We start from the raw sequence: 20,484 nt of genomic DNA on the forward strand, positions 1-20,484 counted from the left end.
ATATTTAAGCAGAATACTATAATGGAAAACTTAGATTTTAATCAGTTCAATTTATCAGAACAAAGTGATTTTTATACTGTTCCTAATTTTTCATCTTTAAAACCACCATTTTTATTAAATATCCAAAACGAGCAAGAATTTCATCCCAGTTTGTTAGATTTTGGAGAAAATATAAATAATTCCGAACTTCCTATATATTCTTTTACTTCAACACCTATAACAGCTATTCCATCATCCTCCGTACAAGATATTAATTCACTCCCAGCAAATTTATTGTTGGAAGATTCGTTTGTAGTTAATGCAGAAGCAATCAATTTCTCATTATCATCTAGTTCAAGCGATTTCGATGATTCTATATCTCAAGCTATTTTACAAGTTCAAAATTCTTTAAGTCAATTTTTAGAAAAATCAGATTCTCTTCAACAGCTACAACTTGCTTTTGGCGATACCTGGGAACCGGAAACCGCTAACGGTTTAATCAAGGATTTAAAAGATAATCATAATTTCCCTTCCATAGAACTGATTGATAGCAAACAATTTTCTGCCAGGGGAGCTTTTAGCGCCGAAACAAATAGTATTTATCTTGACAAACAGTTTTTAGAGCAAAATAAATCTAATATTAATGCGATTTCCGCAGTTATTGAAGAAGAAATCGGACATTATCTAGATGCAAAACTAAATTTAACTGATAGCAATGGAGATGAAGGTAAAATATTTGCTTTGTTAGTTCAAGGAGTAGAATTAACAGCAGAAAAAATTCAACAGTTAAAAGCAGAAAATGATTGGACTATCTTAAATATTAACGGTCAAAATTTATGGGTAGAGCAATCTTCTAACGAAATTGTTGGTACACCGGGACGAGATATATTACAGGGGACTCCAGAAGATGACCGTATTATTGGGGGATTTGCAGGGGATATAATTTTTGGTAACGATGGTAAAGATACTTTTGTTTATCAAACTATTAGAGATGCTGGAGATGTTATCAAAGATTTTGAGATCCAGAAAGATATTATTGATTTTACGGGTGTTTTAAATAGTTTTGGGTATAGCGGATTAAATCCTATCGGTGATGGTTATATCCAATTTTCTTCTTATGCTACGGGAACGACTATTCTTATCGACAGCGATGGTACGGGTGGTCGTTTAACTGCTAGACCTTATCTTAAAGTTGAAGCAGTCACTGCGGAACAACTTAGCACTTATCCCGCTCATTTTCTTCCCGTTGATAATCTACCCCAAAATCAAGTTCCAACGGATTTGTTTGTAATTCCTGCTAATATTCCAGAAAATGCTCCAGGTAATAGTGTAATTGGTACGTTTAATACTGTTGATTCGGATGTGGGAGATAGTCATTCTTATAGTTTGATTGCTGGGGAAGGTGATACTGATAATAATGCTTTCTCTATTGTTGATAACGAATTACAAATTAATCAATCGCCAAATTTTGAAACTAAGTCCAATTACAGTATTCTTGTCAGAACTACCGACCAAGGCGGATTGTTTTTTGATAAATCAATTAATATTACTGTTAGTGATGTAAATGAAGCTCCCACAGTTTTAAATATCAGCAATGAAAATATTGCAGAGAATAATCTTGCTGATGCTGTAATTGGAACTTTTACTACTACTGACGTAGATATCAGTGATAGTCATACCTATAATTTAATCAATGGTGAAGGTGATACGGATAATAATGCTTTTTCCATTGTTGATAATCAGTTACAAATTAATGATTCAACTGACTTTGAAACTCAGTCAAATTATAGTATTCGAGTTCAAACCATTGACGCTGGAGGTTTAAGCTACGAACAAATTTTCAGTATTGCTGTCAGTGATGTAAATGAAGCACCCACGGTTTTAAATATCAGCAATGAAAATATTGCAGAGAATAATCTTGCTGATGCTGTAATCGGAACTTTTACTACTACTGACGCAGATATCAGTGATAGTCATACCTATAATTTAATCAATGGTGAAGGTGATAAGGATAATAATGCTTTTACCATTGTTGAGAATCAGTTACAAATTAATGATTCAACTGACTTTGAAACTCAATCAAATTATAGTATTCGAGTTCAAACCATTGACGCTGGAGGTTTAAGCTACGAACAAATTTTCAGTCTCAGTGTTACTAATGTTAATGAAGCTCCTATAATTACCCTTCCGGGAGAGCAATCTGTAGATGAATTTACTTCTTCCACCATCAGCGGTATTAGTATTGATGATGTGGATGCTGGTCAAAATCAATTTACTGTTACGATTTACAGCGATAACGGAACAGTTGGAATTACACCGATTCAAGGGGTTACGGTTACGGAAACGGGACGTAATTTAACTTTGAGTGGTATTTTAGCTGATATTAATACTGCTTTAACTAACTTAACTTATAAAGGCGATCCCAATTTTTCCGGTAGTGATATCATCACCGTTATTGCTAACGATTTAGGTAGTACGGGAACTGGTGGTGATAATCAAGTTATCTCAACTATTCCGATAACGGTAAACTCGATAAATCTTCCTCCCGTTGCTGATGAGGATAAACTATTAACGGTTCAACAAAATAGCGATGCGATTTCTTTGGGAATTGCTGCTCCCACCGACCCGGATGATGATAGTTTAACTATTACTGTAGAAGAAATTCCTGCGGTTGATAAAGGTGCGGTGAAATTGGGAGATTCGCTAGTTATCGTAGGACAATCATTAACTTTAGCAGAATTAGCAGCTTTAGTATTCGTACCCGTAGCTGATACTACTGGAGATGCTGGTCAGTTTAGCTATATTGTGGATGATGGACAAGGGGGAAGTGATAGTCAAACTGTCAATTTTAATATTTCACCGGTAATTATATTGCGAGAAGGAGAAGATTTTAAAGTTGTTCGAGAAGAAGAAATTACCATACCTGCAACTCCATCTCTACTCAGCTTCAGTTACGAAGCTCTAAATTTTGATACCACGGACAATAATTTTATCAACGATGCTTTTGAAGTAGCTTTGTTAGATGAGAATGGTAAAACTTTAGTTCATACTATCGGTAACAATAAAGATGTTTTCTTCAACTTTACCGAAGAACAATCTCCTCTTCTAGCGCCGGGAGTTACTTTAGAAGGACAAATAATTAACTTAGATTTAAGTCATATTCCATCAGGAACAGCAGCAACAGTTGTCTTCCGGTTAGTAAATAACGATAGCGACACAGAAACTAGCGTTATTATTAATAACTTAGAAATTATTCCCAATCCCACACCGGGAAATACAGGAGCAATTCCCACAATTACCAATTCTGGTAGTAATTCCATAGATATTTTGCAACTTTCAGACGTATCTGCAAGTACAAAAGCTCAATATCAGCAAACATCATTCAACGAACAACGCAATATTTTAACCGCTGAAGTAGCTATCGAAAATACTGGTAGCTATGGTTTAAACGGACGATTAATTGTTGCAATTAATCAACTGAGCGACCCCAGTATTAAAGTAGTTAATGCAGATGGATTAACACCAGATGGACTCCCCTATTACGATTTTACAGATTTAATTACAGGAGGAAATCTAGACCCCGGTGATTTAACCAAAACCAAAACTATCACCTTTGCAAATCCCAATCAAATCCAATTTGACTATGAGTTAGTAGTTCTATCGGAAATCAACGAAAATCCCATTATTAAAAGTAATCCCAACTTAGAAGTAATTGGGGGACTTAACTATGTATACGATGTCAACGCTACCGATGCTAACGGGGACACCCTTACCTACGAACTATTAATTTCCCCAGAAGGAATGACCATCGATGCTGATACCGGAATCATAACTTGGAATACAGCAGTTGCAGACATAGCCAATCATCAAATATTTATTCAGGTCAGCGATGGCAGAGGTGGGTTTGCTCAACAGGACTTTACATTAGCAACAATATCCGCACCTCCGAACCGTCCACCATTGTTTACATCAAATCCTGTGGTGGATGCTTATATTAATCAACTATATCAATATGATGCAGATGCAATTGACCCGGATTTAGACCTCTTGAATTACAGCTTAATTCTCGGTCCCGAAGGGATGAATATTAACCCTAATACCGGATTAATTGAATGGGAACCGAAACCGGTATTTACATTAGGAGATACGGTATTAGGTCAACTGAGTATTCCTGGGGAAACTGATGAATTTACTTTTAGTGGAGTCATTGGTCAGCAGATTTACTTCGATCCGTTACAATACGGTGGTAATTATTGGGATTGGAACTTTGAAGTTTACAGTCCCAGCGGTAAACAGATTGTTAGTACTAATCTTCAATCTTCAAGCAATCAGCTAGTTACACTTACCGAAACCGGAAATTATCGCATTGTGGTTGACGCTGATAATGATGTTACCGGTAATTATGGTTTTAGCGTTATTGACCTCAATTTGACTCCGATTGCTGCATTAGATACGGTCATTGAAGGTCAACTAAGTCCTGGTTCTGAAGATGATGTTTATCGCTTTACTGGGAATGCTGGGCAGAAACTTTTCTTTGATAGACTTAACAGCAGTGGTAATTGGAATTGGTTGCTTTACGATCCGGGTAATGACGTAGTTGCTTCTAATAGCTTTAGCGATATGGAGTTGTATTTACCTACAGATGGTGAATACAAGTTAGTTATTAGAGGTACTGGAAACTTAACGGATATTACACCTTACGCTTTTGAAATTATTACCCCCGATGAAATCACTACTGCAATAACTCTTGGTAATAACGATAATCCCAATAGCGTGTTTGGGGAAATTACAGAAAAGGGTGAAGAAGATTTCTATACTTTTAATGGTAGTGTAGGACAAATAATTTATTTTGACCGTTTATTCCTTGATTCTACTTCTAGCTTATCTCATACCTTTACGATAATTAGCCCTAGCGGTGATTCTGTCTTCAGTCAAAATTTTAACAGTAATGACTCTTCAACCCCAATTTTCTTACCAGAAAACGGTACTTATCGAGTACGGATTGATGCTTCTGGAGAAAATACGGGTAGCTACAGCTTTAATCTCCTCGACGTAGGTTTGGCTACCGCTATAGATTTGGATGCGGAATATTCTGGTACTCTCGATGTGGGTCAAGAAACCCATTTATATCAGTTTGAGGGAATAAAAGGTCAGCGTATATTTATTGACTCCCCTGGTGTAATTTCTGGTGGAACTTGGACGGTATATAATTCTGCCAACAAACAAATTGTTAATACTAGTATTGGTAGCGATATTGAAATTGTTTTAGACTCCACAGATACTTATATCCTGGCAATTAAAGGAAATAACGGTACAAATCAAGTTGATTATAATTTCCAGATAATTACCCCCGATATTATTACAGAACCGCTGGTACTAGATACAGATGTAGTAAGTGAAATAACTGAAAAAGGCGAGCAAGATATTTACACCTTTACAGGTAGTTTAGGACAGAGATTATTCTTGGATACATTGATTGACCGTTGGGATTTCCAGGCTACTTTAATTAGTCCTAGCGGTGAAAAGATTGTTAATAGTATTCGGATGTATTTTGACGGTAGTAATAGCACAACTCCCGTAATTTTACCTGAAGCAGGTACTTATCAACTAATTATAGATGGCTCGGGAGAAGCTACTGGTGAATATGGGTTTAGCTTGATTGATGTCAGCGCTGCTCCTGTCTTAGAAGTAGAAACTTTGACCGCTGGAGTTCTCGATCCTGGTAAATCTATCCAATTTTATCAATTTAGTGGAAATAAAGGCGATCGCATTTATTTTGATAATCAAGCCAATTCTTCCGGTGCTACTTGGTATTTATTCAATACCAACAGCAATCGTCTCAGATCGGCATCCCTCGGTAGTGATTTTGAATATGTTCTCAGCGGTGATGATACATATTACCTGATGCTTTCAGGGGAAAGCGACACAACTGTTGATTACAATATTCAAATCGTTAATACTACAGCAGTTTCTACACCGATGACTTTAAACGGTACGGTGAATGGTGAGATTGCTAAGTTAGGGGAGCAAGATATTCATACCTTTGCAGGTACCGTCGGACAAACTTTGTATTTTGACCCTCGCATTGCTAACAATAATTTTACAGTTACTATTAACAGTCCGAGCGGTCAACAAGTTTGGAGTGGAAACGGAAGTAGCGATAGTATACCCGTTACTTTAACAGAACCGGGAACCTATCAATTAATTGTTGATGGAAATAACGATAATACCGGGGAATACAGTTTTGTATTATCAGATGCAGCTTCAGCTTTGGTATTTGACACTGCTTTAAATGGTAATCTCGATGCAAGAGAAACCGTTTTATATCAATTTAATGGTACCGGTGGACAACAGCTAGAATTTGATAGTTTAAGTAATGTATCGGGTGCTGATTGGGTAATATATGCTCCTACCAAGCTGCTAAATAAAAGTAATAAAACTGTAGCTAGTTCAGCTTTGAGTAGCGATTTTAAAGTTACATTACCTGTAGATGGTTCTTATATTCTGGCATTACGGAATAATTCCGATAGTAATTTTAGTTATCAGCTTCAAGTTAACGATGTTTCAACTGCTCCAGTTATTAGTAGCGATATAGAAACATTGCGAGAAGGTAGTATCTCAGTTGCAGGGGAAATAGATACCTATAACTTTACAGCTAATGCAGGAACCTTAATTTATTTTGATGGTCAACAAGGTGGTTTTAATTTCTATGCTCGTCTTGGTAATCCTGATGGGACAAGGATTTCTACCAGCACTTTATATACGGGAAGCGATTCAGGTGCTTATTTATTAACTCAAACTGGTGATTATAGTTTAGAAGTTGTAGCTAATGGTAACAACAGCACAGAAGACTATCGTTTTAAATTAGTTGACTTAAAAGCATCACCAGTTTTCGATTTAAATACTCCAGCAAATGTAACAATAAATCCTTTAGAAACCAAAGCTTTCAAGTTTACAGGTACGGTAGGTCAAAAGCTTTGGTTTGATGGTTTAAATGCAAGTAATACTAATATTACGGTTAGTTTAATAAATTCAAGCGGTTATCAAATTGCTTCTACCAGTAGTTTGCAAAATGATATCGAATTAAAGAATTTAGAAGCAGATGGTGAATATTATTTAGTTCTGCAATCTAACAATACTGATGTTACTACAGCCAGTTTCCAAGTCCTAGATAATATAAATGCTACTTTTATTGACTTAGATACAGAAATTACGGGTAATTTTGGCGACAGTAAGCAACAAACTCATCTCTATCGCTTCAATGCTACTAAGGGACAAAAACTTTACTTTGACCAAATTGAAAGAGATAGATACAATTACTACTATCTCTACAATCCTGCTGGTGAGCGTTTATTTTCTCGACAACTCCTTTCTGATGAAGAAATTACTTTACCAACCGACGGTGAATACACTTTAGTTTTTGCAGGTAGTAATTCTGCGAGTAATAACAACTATACTCTCAAGATTGTCACTCCTGAATTTACTACCACACCTTTAAGTATGGGTGAAACTATTAACGATGAAATAGGTGAAGCTGGAGAAGAAGATACTTACACTTTTGAAGGAACAGTCGGTCAAAAACTGTGGTTGGATGAACTGCTAGGTAATAGCAATATTACAGCAACTCTTTACAGCCCTAGTGGTAATCAAGTATTTAGTTCTTCCTTTGGTAATCGTGATGATAGTTATTGGAGACCACCAATTTTAGAAGAAACAGGTACTTATAAACTAGTGGTAGATGGTTCTTTAGATGCTACACAAGCTTATAGTTTCCGCTTATTAGATTTTGCTGATGCTACTCCCATAGATTTAGACACAGAAATCACGGGTAATTTTGGCGACAGTAACCAACAAACTCATCTCTACCGCTTCAATGGTAGCAAGGGACAACAACTTTACTTTGACCAAATTGAAGGAGATAGATACAATTACTACTATCTCTACAATCCTGCTGGTGAGCGTCTTTTCTCCCAATTCCTCGACCGCGATCGCCAAGAAATTACTTTACCAACCGACGGTGAATATACTTTAGTTTTTGCAGGTGATAATTCTGCGAGTAATAACAACTATGCTCTCAAAATCGTCACTCCCGAATTTACTACCACACCTTTGAGTATGGGTGAAACTATTAACGATGAAATAGGTGAAGCTGGAGAAGAAGATACCTATAACTTTGAAGGAACAATTGGTCAAAAACTGTGGTTGGATGAACTGCTAGGTAATAGCAATATTACAGCAACTCTTTACAGTCCCAGTGACAATCAGGTATTTAGTTCTTCCTTTGGTAATCGTGATGATAGTTATTGGAGACCACCAATTTTAGAAGAAACAGGTACTTATAAACTAGTGGTAGATGGTTCCGAGGACACAACAGGAGCTTACAGTTTCCGCTTACTAGATTTTGCTGATGCGACTCCCATTGACTTAGATACAGAAATCACGGGTAATTTTGGCGATAGTAACCAACAAACTCATCTCTACCGCTTCAATGGTAGCAAGGGACAACAACTTTACTTTGACCAAATTGAAGGAGATAGATACAATTACTACTATCTCTACAATCCTGCTGGTGAGCGTCTTTTCTCCCAATTCCTCGACCGCGATCGCCAAGAAATTACTTTACCAACCGACGGTGAATATACTTTAGTTTTTGCAGGTGATAATTCTGCGAGTAATAACAACTATGCTCTCAAAATCGTCACTCCCGAATTTACTACTGCAACTTTAAGTATAGGTGAAACTATTAACGGTGAAATTAGCGAAGCTGGAGAAGAAGATACCTATACCTTTGAAGGAACAATTGGTCAAAAACTGTGGTTGGATGAGTTAATAGGTAATAGCAATATTAAAGCAACTCTTTATAGCCCTAGTGGTAATCAGGTATTTAGTTCTTCCTTTGGTAATCGTGATGATAGTTATTTGCGACCACCAGTTTTAGAAGAAAATGGTATTTATAAACTAGTGGTAGATGGTTCTTTAGATGCTACACAAGCTTATAGTTTCCGCTTATTAGATTTTGCTGATGCTACTCCCATAGATTTAGACACAGAAATCACGGGTAATTTTGGCGATAGTAACCAACAAACTCATCTCTATCGCTTCAATGCTACCAAAGGACAACAACTTTACTTCGACCAAATTGAAGGAGATAGATACAATTACTACTATCTCTACAATCCTGCTGGTGAGCGTCTTTTCTCCCAATTCCTCGACCGCGATCGCCAAGAAATTACTTTACCAACCGACGGTGAATATACTTTAGCTTTTGCAGGTGATAATTCTGGGAGTAATAACAACTATGCTCTCAAGATTGTCACTTCTGAATTTACTACTACACCTTTAACTTTGGGTGAAACTATTAGCAGTGAAATTAGCGAACTGGGAGAAGAAGATACCTACACCTTTGAAGGAACAGTTGGACAGCAATTATTCTTTGATTCTTTGGTTGGTAATTTCAATTTAGATGCTCGCTTGTATTCTCCTAGTGGTAATCTAATTGCCGATTTACGTACCGATTTAGATGGAACACCATTTACTTTAACTGAAGCAGGAAATTATCGCTTGGTGATTGATGGTAATAGCGATACCGTTGGTAATTACAGCTTTAGATTAAGCGATCGCGCTCAAGTAACTCCTTTAGAATTATCGAGTGCTATTAGTGGTAGTTTAGAATCCGGGAATGAAGTTGATTTGTACCAAATTACGGGTACTCGGGGAACGATTTTAAATTTCAATCTTGATGCTGCTGCTTGGAGTGGTGCAAACTGGGTACTATACGACCCCGATAATGGAATTCTTGCTCAACCATCTTCTAATAACCCCGATTTTGAGGTAGCATTACCTTCTGACGGTTTGTATACGTTAGCAATTGTCGGCAACGGTACAACTGCTGTTAACTATAGTTTCCAAGTCACCGATAATTCCGTTGCTCCCATCCCCATCACGGGAACAAACGTAACGGTTAGTGGAACAGTTGCGAATGTTGGAGATGTTGATAGTTATACCTTTGCAGCATCTGCGGGAACTTTAATTTGGCTCGACCAACTTAGCAATACAAGTAGTAGTATTCTCGCTAATTTAAAGAATCCAGATGGTAGTTATGTATTTGAAAATCGCGGTACTGATAACGATTTCGGAGTAATTCGCTTAGACCAAACAGGTGAATATACTATAGAAACTTTTGGAGCATCTAGTTCAACTACGGGTAATTGGCAGTTTCAAATATTAGAATTAATTTCAGATCCAAGGTCTTCATCGTTTAATCCCCAACCTTTTAATGCTGTTAGAGAAGATAGCTTAGATTCTGAAACTTCTACAAAAATTTACCAGATTGATGCGATTGTCGGACAGAAGCTTTTATTTAACGGGATGCGTGGTGACGTAAATGTTGATTTAATTAATCCTAATGGAGAACAAGTTTTCAATTGGAATAATTTCGATAGCAATAATTCGATTATTCCAACATTAACTCAAGACGGAATTTATTACTTAGTTATCAGCGGTAATAGTGGTGGTAATCTTGACTATGCTTTTCAGTTAATCAACCTTGCTTCCGGCCCCGAATTACCTGTTAATGTACCGGTGAGCGGTAATTTAGCTTCCGGACAGCAAAGTACTTTATACCAGCTAACAGGGAAAGCTGACCAGAAATTATTCTTTGATATTAAAGATGGTAGTACTTCCGCTCAAATTAAAGTTTACAGTCCCAACCATGAAGATGTACTTTATAGTACTTTCCTTGATTCAAGTTACAGTTTTGAACTAACTTTACCTGAAGATGGGTTCTATACCGTGTTAATTGAAGGTGGAAGTTCTACAACATCTATTAACTACGAGTTTCAAGTTTTTGCTCCGAATACCGATTTAGTTGGTATTGTTACTCCCGGAAATGGTACTCGAAACGATACGGATAACACTTTAGGAGAATTTGCCGTCCAAATTGCGGTAGAAGATGGTCAAGGAGGTAAAACGCTTCAAGATTTCAGCATTAACCTTTTACCTGACCCCGATAATAACGCTCCTACTATTATCAGCACCCCCCAAACAAGAGCTGCACTTGATAGAGAATTTTATCGCTATCAACTTCAGAGTCTTGACCCCGATGGAGACTCCTTATTATATCGTTTGGTGGAAGCACCTTCAGGAGCTTTAATTGATAACAGTACGGGTGAACTGTTATGGTTTCTTGATGAGTCGGTTGCTGCTGGAGAAACCTATGATTTCAAGGTTGAAGTAGGAGACGGTCGTGGTGGTGTTGATACGCAAAACTTCCAAGTAGATGTTTTCAGCGAACTAGGTACAATTCAAGGATTTGCTTTTGATGACCTGAATCAAAACGGTATTTTTGACCTCGACTTAATTCAAGGTGATACTCCCGATGTTTTCTTTGTAATTGAATATTCTTGTGCTGTTTCTGGTGGTGTTGTTGATTGGACTACAGCAGATTTAGAAACTGCTTTTAGTGGAAATCTTACACCTGTTGACCAAGAATTAGGAGCGATTCTGCTGTTAAACAATTATTTAATTGAGCAAGGTTTTGGAGAAACTGCTAATATTGGCATTCTCGATGGGACTGGGGAAGTGTTTGATATGGACCCATCAAGACCAGGTATTCAAGTTGCAACAAACCCCCTCGCAGATAATAACAACAATGGCATAGCCGATATTCGTGAAGCATTAAGAAGACCTTTGTATGGTTCTTCTCCTAATGCAGTTGTCAAAGCAATAGACCTGCATGAAGGGCTGGGGTTAACTGGGGATTTGAACGTGATGTTCATGTCTAGCGGTAATTTTACTTTAAAAGAAGAAGACACAACAGCTATTGATGCAGCCAAAGCTGAAGGAGTTAATGTATCCGCTTTCAGTTTCTCCTTACGAGCAATGGAGAAAATGCGAGCAATTGACCCCGAAGCAACTTTAATTAAGTCAACTCAGCAAGTTTACGATATCTTCAGTGGCAATGTTTTGGGAGAAAATTTTGACCCTAAATTTATTGCCGAACCTTTGTTGGAAAATGTTACGGTATACCTCGATTTAAATAATAATAGTGTTCTCGATCCAGAAGAGCCAAAACAAATTACCAAGCAACCGGGAGAAAACGGTAATTATTACTATTCTTTCGATAATTTACTTCCCGGAGACTATACAGTTAGACAAGTAGTACCAGAAAACTATTTTGAAACCACACCTGCTTCCGGTTCCTTTGTAGATACGGTTTCTGCTACCGATAACACCTTTACCCATGCTTTTGGAATTGCAAGAAAAGATAATAATTCCCTAGTTAATCAAAATCCAGTCTTTACTTCTACACCACCAACGGAAAGATTAGAAGTAGGAGAGAAATTTATTTATCAAGCTCTAGCTACTGATGCAGATTTGGATTCTTTGACATTCGATTTGTCTTTAGCTCCCGAAGGTATGATAGTTGATGCTGAGTTAGGATTGGTCTTATGGCAACCTACTCAAGAACAAATAGGTATTCCAGGTACGCTGTTAAGAGTTCAAGATGGTGAAGGTGGATTTGCTACTCAGTATTTTGAGTTAAATGTAACTCCTCTCAACAACGCTCCAGTATTTACTTCCATAGTCCCAGAGAACGCTACACCTCAAGTAGGTAAGCCCTTTCAATACCAAGCACAAGCAATAGACCCCGACGGAGACAGATTAACCTACGAGTTAGTCAATGCTCTCAGCAATATTACTATCGATACTGCAACTGGATTAGTTAATTGGACTCCTGATAGTACCGAAATAGGCGATCGCCAATTCCAAGTTAAGGTTTCAGATGGTAATGGTGGGGAAGATGTACAGGAATTAAACTTTAATGTAATTGAAACTATTCCTAATAATGCTCCCGAAATTACTTCTAATCCACCGATAAAAGCACGAGCAAACAATCTTTATGTATACCAAGTTGGTGCAGAAGATATTGATGGAGACCCCTTCAGCTTTAATTTAAATAATGCTCCTGACGGTATGACTATTGACGAGCGGGGAAGAATTACTTGGAATCCCGATGTCAGTCAATTAGGAGAACATACGGTAGAAGTAACGGTGGAAGATGGTCAAGGAGGAATTGCTAGTCAATCCTTCAACTTGAATGTAAGCAATCGAGTCGCGAATCAAGCACCTAGCATTACTTCTATACCCAACACAATTACTAATACCGAACGATTATATCAATATCAACCCCAAGCTACAGACCCCGATAATGATTATCTGCTGTGGAATTTAGACCAAGCACCCCAGGGATTAGTAATTGACTCAGAATCGGGAATTTTAAGTTGGCAACCGAAAACTAATCAAATTGGCTCCCATAATATAGCAATAAGAGTTACGGATACTTTTGGTCAAGCAGAAATTCAAACCTTTGAATTACAAGTCACCGGAAACAACACTCCACCCGCAATTATTTCCACACCCAACACCATCGCAGCTTCAACTCAGCTTTACTCGTACCAAATAGCTGCTAACGACCCAGAAAATGACCCCTTACGCTACAGTCTCGGTATTCGTCCCCAAGGAATGATCGTTGAGGAGTCCACCGGATTAATCCAGTGGACTCCTCAAACCGGACAAACTGGGGAAAACACCGTGGAAATCTTTGTAGAAGATACTCAAGGGGGAATTAGCAGTCAAACCTATACTTTGGTAGTGGGAACCAATGCTGTGAATCAAGCACCTACTATAACTTCCAATCCCGGCTTCTTAGCTGACGTAGAAAACGGTTATAGTTATCAAATACAAGCAACAGATCCCGACAACGACCCCATAACATTCCAACTGCTTTCCAATCCCGAAGGAATGACTGTAGACGCAAATACCGGATTAATCCAATGGTCTCCGCAATCGGGACAAATAGGTAACGCTCAAGTCAGCGTAGCTGCTTTTGATGATAACGGTTTGGGAGCAATTCAAACTTATACAATTAAAGTTCAACAAAGTAATAGCGAACCAGTTATTAATTCCAATCCCATCGAATCAGCAGCACCAGGAATAACTTATCGGTATGATATCAACGCTAATGACCCCGACGGAGAACTTCTTACCTATACCCTCACCCAAGCTCCCCAAGGTATGGAAATTGACCAGTTGGGACGAATTAGTTGGTTAGCTGGAAACGATAATTTAGGAATTAACCCCGTAGAAATTACCGTTAGCGATGGTCGAGGTGCAACGGTAACTCAAACCTACGATATCAACGTTGCAGCAGACGAAATAGCACCACAAATCGAATTAATCTTAAATCAAGAAACCGTCAATATCGGCGATTCTGTAAAAGTACTGATTTCCGCTACAGATAATGTCGGAGTTGACACCATTAATTTAACCTTCAACGGTAATCCCATAGCTCTTGACGCTCAAAATCAAGCCACAATTACAGTCGAACAAGCAGGTAACTTTGAAATTCTAGCTACGGCGAAAGACCTAGCTGGAAATATTGGAACCGCTACAGCTAACGCTATCGGTATAGATAACAGCGATGTAAATCCCCCAGTCATTTCCATCACTTCCTTGGAAAATGGCGATGTTGTCACCGCTATTACCGATATTATTGGTACCGTCACCGACGATAACTTAGTTTATTACACCCTTTCCCTAGCATCACAAGATGGTTCCTTTACCGAAATTTTCCGGGGTACAGATAACATTACCGATGATGTACTCGGCAAATTTGACCCTTCAAACCTGAGTAACGATAGCTATACATTAAGATTATCGGCAGTAGACGCTGGTGGAAATCAATCGGTAGTTGATATAGCAGTTGAAGTCGCTGGTGAATTAAAAGTAGGTAACTTCCAGCTTTCCTTCACCGATTTAAGCATCCCAGTTGCGGGAATTCCGATTATCCTTAACCGTACCTACGATACCTTAAATGCCAACAGCAGCGATGACTTCGGTTATGGTTGGAGAATGGGGATTCAAGACACGGATTTGCGTACCAGCGTTGCTGAAACTGGCTCGGAAGAGAATTTAATCTACAACCCCTTCTTTACTGGAGCCAGAGTATACGTTACAACCCCCGGAGGTAAAAGAGAAGGGTTTACCTTTAAACCTCAATTAGCTCCCGGTTTCAAAGGTTCGTTCTTGGGAATGTGGGAACCAGTTTTCGTTCCCGATGCAGGAGTTACTAGCGAATTAACGGTAGAACATTTTGATTTATCCCGAACCAATACCGGAGATTTTACTTCTTTCGGCTCCAGTCTCGCTTACAATCCCAGCAATCCAGCTTTCGGTGGAACCTTTACCCTGGCTACTAAAGAAGGAGTAATTTACGAAATTGATGGAAATAGTGGAGATACTAAAACAGTTAGCGATCGCAACGGTAATAAATTAACCTTCACCGATGCAGGAATTATTAGTTCCTCCGGTCAGCAAATTACCTTTGAACGCAATTCCCAAGGACAAATTACTGCTGCAATCGACCCCAGCGGACAGCGGATTGAATACGAATACAATACAACCGGGGATTTGATTTCCGTAACCGACCGAGAAGGTAACGTCACCCGCTTTGATTATGACGAAACCAGACCCCACTACTTAGAAGAAGTCATCGACCCCTTGGGACGTTCCGGAGTCAGAAGCGAATATGATGACCAAGGTCGTTTGGTTAAAATAATTGATGCTGATGGTATTCCCGTAGAACTAATTCATAACCCCGATAACTTTGTCGAAACAGTTAAAGACCAGTTGGGTAATGAAACCGTCTTTGAATACGACAATCGGGGTAATGTAATCAATCAAATTGATGCTTTAGGAGGACTTACCGAGCGTACCTACGACGAAAATAACAACGTACTTACAGAAACCGACCCCTTGGGTAATACTACAACCTTTATCTACGATAATCGCGGCAACGTACTTACCGAAACCGATGCTCTAGGTAGCGTCACTCGCTTCACCTACGATAGTTTTGGTAATGTCCTAACTGCAACCGATTCCCAAGGCAATACTACCAGCAACACCTACGACCGCAACGGGAATCTTACCTCCATATCTGGTCAAGCGAACGGTACAACTAACCTCAATTACGATGCTAGCGGTAACTTAACTTCCTTCGGTGACGCTAACGGTACAACCACCTTTGAATACGATGCTTCCGGTAACGTTACTCGTCAAATAGACACAGAAGGAAACGAAACCACCTTTACCTACGATGCAAACGGTAATCAACTCAGCGAAACCAAAACTTTAACTACTCCTGAAGGTGTAATTACCTTAACTACTACAACCGAATACGATGCAGAAGGAAGAGTAACTAAGGTTACCGATGCCCAAGGTGGAGTAACGCAAACCCGTTATGATGCAGTCGGTAATCAAATTGAACAAATCGATGCTTTGGGACGCTCTACTAAATTCGTTTACGACGAGCGGGGTTTGTTAGTAGAAACTATCTATGCCGATAGTACCCCAGAAGATGACTCGGATAATTCTAGAACCAAGACGGAATATGACGCAGCAGGTCAAGTAATCGCCGAAATTGACGAACTAGGACGCAAAACTCAATTCAAATACGATAAATTGGGTCGAGTTGTCGAAACTATTCTTCCCGATAGTACCCCAGACGATGATTCGGATAATCCCAGCACAAAAACTGAATATGACGCAGCAGGTCAAGTAATTGCCGAAATTGACGAGAGTGGTAATCGCACCCAATTCGTTTACGATAAAGCAGGTCGTCAAATTGAAACAATTCTCCCCGATGAAACTCCTTTAGATAACTCAGATAATCCCAGATTTACCACTACCTATAATGCAGCAGGTCGTCAAATTAGCCAAACTGATGCTAAAGGTAACGTTACCGAATTCCTCTACGATGATTTAGGTCGTCCTGTAGGACAAAAATTTGCCGACGGTACAACCGTAAATTCCCAATTCGATGAAACAGGTCGCTTAATTGCTCGTACCGACCAAGATGGAGAAATTACTCGTTACGAATACGATACTTCAGGTAGATTAACTGCTGTTATTGATGCTTTAGAACAAAGGACCGAATACGATTACAACGAACAAGGTAATTTAGTCAGTCAAAAAGATGCCAACGGCAATATTACCAAATTTGAATACGATAGTTTGGGTAGACGTATTGCCACCGAATTACCAGAAGGGCAGCGCTATACCACAGAATACGATGCAATTGGTAATGTAATTCGCACCACCGACTTTAACGGTGAAAGCATCACCTACGAATACGACGATCGCAATCAGTTAATAGCTAAAAACTTCCCCGACGGAAGCACAACCACCTTTACCTATACCCTCAACGGTCAAAGAGAAACCGTAGTAGACGAGCATGGTACAACAACCTACGAATACGATGCTCAAAACCGCTTAATTAAACGTATTGATGCAGATGGTACAGAAATTGCTTACACCTACGATGCTGCGGGTAATCGTACCGCTGTCAATATTCCTTCCGGTACCAGCGACTATACCTTTGACGAATTAAACCGCTTACAAACAGTTACCGATGCCGATGGAGGAATTACCACTTACGAATACGACAATAATAGTAACCTTATCCGTACCCAATCCGCTAACGGAACAGTAGAAAATCGTGTTTACGATAACCTCAATCGCTTAACTTATATCGAAACCAAAGATATTAACGGCGATATTATTAGCAGTTTCCTTTACGAACTCGATGCAGAAGGAAACAGAACCCAAGTAACCGAACATAACGGTAGGATTGTTAAATACTATTATGACGACTTAGACCGCTTACAAAAAGAAGAAATCTTCAACCCCACTGCAACAGCAGCAACTCGTACTATTGAATATACCTATGATGCAGTAGGCAACCGTCTGAGTCGTGATGATTCCGGTGAAGGAACTACCATCTACACCTACGATAACAACGACCTCTTGCTGAGTGAAACCACTAACGGAACAGAAACCACCTACACCTACGACAACAACGGAAATACAATTACCAAATCCACCGATGGTAATACAGTTACTTACAATTGGGATGAAGAAAATCGTTTAGTAGGTGCAGATACCGACGGTGACGGAACAGTTGACGTAGAAAATCAATACGATGCAGATGGAGTCAGAATTGCTCAAACAGTCAACGGAGAACAAACCCGATTCTTAATTGATAATAACCGTCCCTACGCTCAAGTCTTAGAAGAATATACCGAAGGTGGAATTATCAAAGTATCCTACGTCCACGGTAATGACTTGATTTCCCAGGAGCGAAATGGGGAAAAATCCTTCTACCACGTAGATGGTTTGGGAAGTACCAGAGCTTTGAGCAATGAAAGCGGGAACGCTAACGATAGCTATATCTACGATGCTTTTGGACAAGTTTTAACCAAGATTGGAGATACCGAGAATTCCTACTTATATGCTGGGGAACAACGAGATAGCAATCTTGGCTTGGATTATCTCAGAGCAAGGTATTTGGATGTAAATAGTGGAAGGTTTGTGAGTCGGGATAGTTTTGAAGGAAATTTATTAAATCCAATTACTCTACATAAGTATCAATATACTGGTAATAATCCAACTAATAATATAGATCCAACTGGTATGTTTACAATTGCTTCTATGTTATCAGTATCAATACCTGAAGTTGACTTTCGAGTTGCTTATTCTAAAGCTACGATTCGAGGAGGTGTTCATGCAAGTAAAACATTACTTGAACTTCTACCTCAAGCAATGTTATTACGAGAAAAAGGATTACTTGCTATTGCTAATGATATTAGTGGAGGGTTTGAACTGTATCAATTAGGTAATGAGAAATTCTTAGAAGCAATTAAACAAGTTCCTAAAGCTTTTCGTGAATCATTTGGAGCAGCAGCAAAGACATTACTTCCTTCTGTAAAAATTAATATTTTTACTTCTGGTTCTTTAGTAAGTCCATTACTTACAGGAATTGATCGAGCAAGAAGAGTTAATAATAAAATAAAACAACTTAATAATACAGCAGAACAATGGAGTACGAGACTTGAGCAATACCTAGGAATTCCAACACCCCAAAGCTTCAAACGATTGAATACAATTACAAAACAATTTAGCCAAGATATTGATGCAATTATTGGAGAAGAATCAATATCTATAGGTGTTGTAAATATAAATGGTGCCCCTAATCGTGGTAACTTAAAATCAGGCATTACAACAGCGGAAGATAAGGTTACGATTAAATTACCTCCATTTATATATAGAAATCGTAGTCGATAAGTATTCTTTGATTCCTAAACACCAATTTTCTCCCAAACTAACTATAGCTTTGGGAGTTTTATTATTTCTCCATATCTCCATAACCTCAATCAAAGCAAAAAATTAATCCGCGCCCCTCTGCGTTCCAAAAACATCTAATTACGGTAAAATCACTGACAAACAAACCTCAACTTTCCCCTCAAAAAAATCCTTAAAACCTCTCCACAACAACAATTCTCAAAATTCATACAATTAAATTTAAACAACCATTAACATTTTCCGGCTCAAATTTTTGTTTTTTTAATATATTTTGTGCTGTTTTCTTTATCTCAAATTCGCCTATTTACTCAGGAAATTACTTATATTTTCGTTATGTCCTAATTAAAGGTAGCAATCTTTTACTTGCTATAAATATTCCTACCTAACAAAATTTGATATTAATATGCACCGACTAAAATGCTTGTTTAGTAATAATTCAGGATATAGGTTCTTGCAGGTGCTAGTCACATTTTTTGCCAAAGGATTCAATCCCTTCAACCTTTCCCTACATCAATAATATGAAAACCAATATAAAACTTATCAGCATACTAACTTGGGCTAGTTTAATATTTTCTACCCCAGCAAAAGCATTTGATTCAGATTTCAATTCTCCTTCTTGGGAAAAATCCGGTGATGTTAGTGTTGTTAATCCCAACCAAGTTAATTTATCTACCGATGGTTTATTCTATGATGACTTTGATTTAGGTGCTGATAATGGTGATTTTAATTTCTCCGGTAATCCTGCTGCTATGGTTGGTTTTGGAGGATTAGAAGATTTCCTCGATATAGATGCGAGCGTATTAGATGTAGGTGGTTATGCTTATGAAGGTTCTGCTATCAAACAGACTATTAACGTTAAAACTGGTGATGTACTCACATTTGAATGGAACTTTGGTACTAACGAAACTTCCTTAGCAGCAGATCCCTGGAGAGGTTCGTTCATCGACTATACTTTTTTCAGTATTAATGGACAGTTGACAAAAGTTGCAGATATCAACAGCGCTAATACCGATTCTCCCAGCATTTTTGATAAAGAAACCGGAACTCAAATTTATCAACACACCTTTAATAATACCGGAACATATACAGTTGCTTTCGGTTTAGTAGATATTGACGATTACAACGTCACCTCCGCTCTTTCTATCAAAAATATCAACTTAGAAAGAATTCAATCTGTACCAGAACCAGTTTCTCAACCCATAACTATTTTAGGAACAAGTATATTGCTGGGATTTAGTGCTTTATATAAGAAGAAAATTAGATAATGCTGATGATATTAAAGCTCTCTCGATTTTTTAAGGATTA

Annotated in this window: 2 protein-coding genes; both read left to right on the forward strand. The window is 38.3% G+C overall.

Annotated elements, in window-relative coordinates; genetic code table 11:
* Positions 1-21: 21 nt before the first annotated feature.
* A complete protein-coding gene (locus RIV7116_RS08070; RefSeq protein ID WP_015117798.1) occupies positions 22-19,161 on the forward strand; it encodes a putative Ig domain-containing protein in 19,140 nt (6,379 codons plus the stop codon).
* A gap of 536 nt (positions 19,162-19,697) precedes the next feature.
* Positions 19,698-20,444, forward strand: a complete 747-nt coding sequence (locus RIV7116_RS08075) for a PEP-CTERM domain protein (RefSeq protein ID WP_015117799.1) — start codon at positions 19,698-19,700, stop codon at positions 20,442-20,444.
* The last annotated feature ends 40 nt before the right edge of the window (positions 20,445-20,484 follow it).

It is taken from the genome of Rivularia sp. PCC 7116, assembly GCF_000316665.1.
GTDB lineage: Bacteria > Cyanobacteriota > Cyanobacteriia > Cyanobacteriales > Nostocaceae > Rivularia.

Excerpts from the sequence above, each read along its gene's own strand:
- RIV7116_RS08070 (WP_015117798.1), top strand. The coding sequence starts at position 22 with ATGGAAAACTTAGATTTTAATCAGTTCAATTTATCAGAACAAAGTGAT.
- RIV7116_RS08075 (WP_015117799.1), top strand. The coding sequence starts at position 19,698 with ATGAAAACCAATATAAAACTTATCAGCATACTAACTTGGGCTAGTTTA.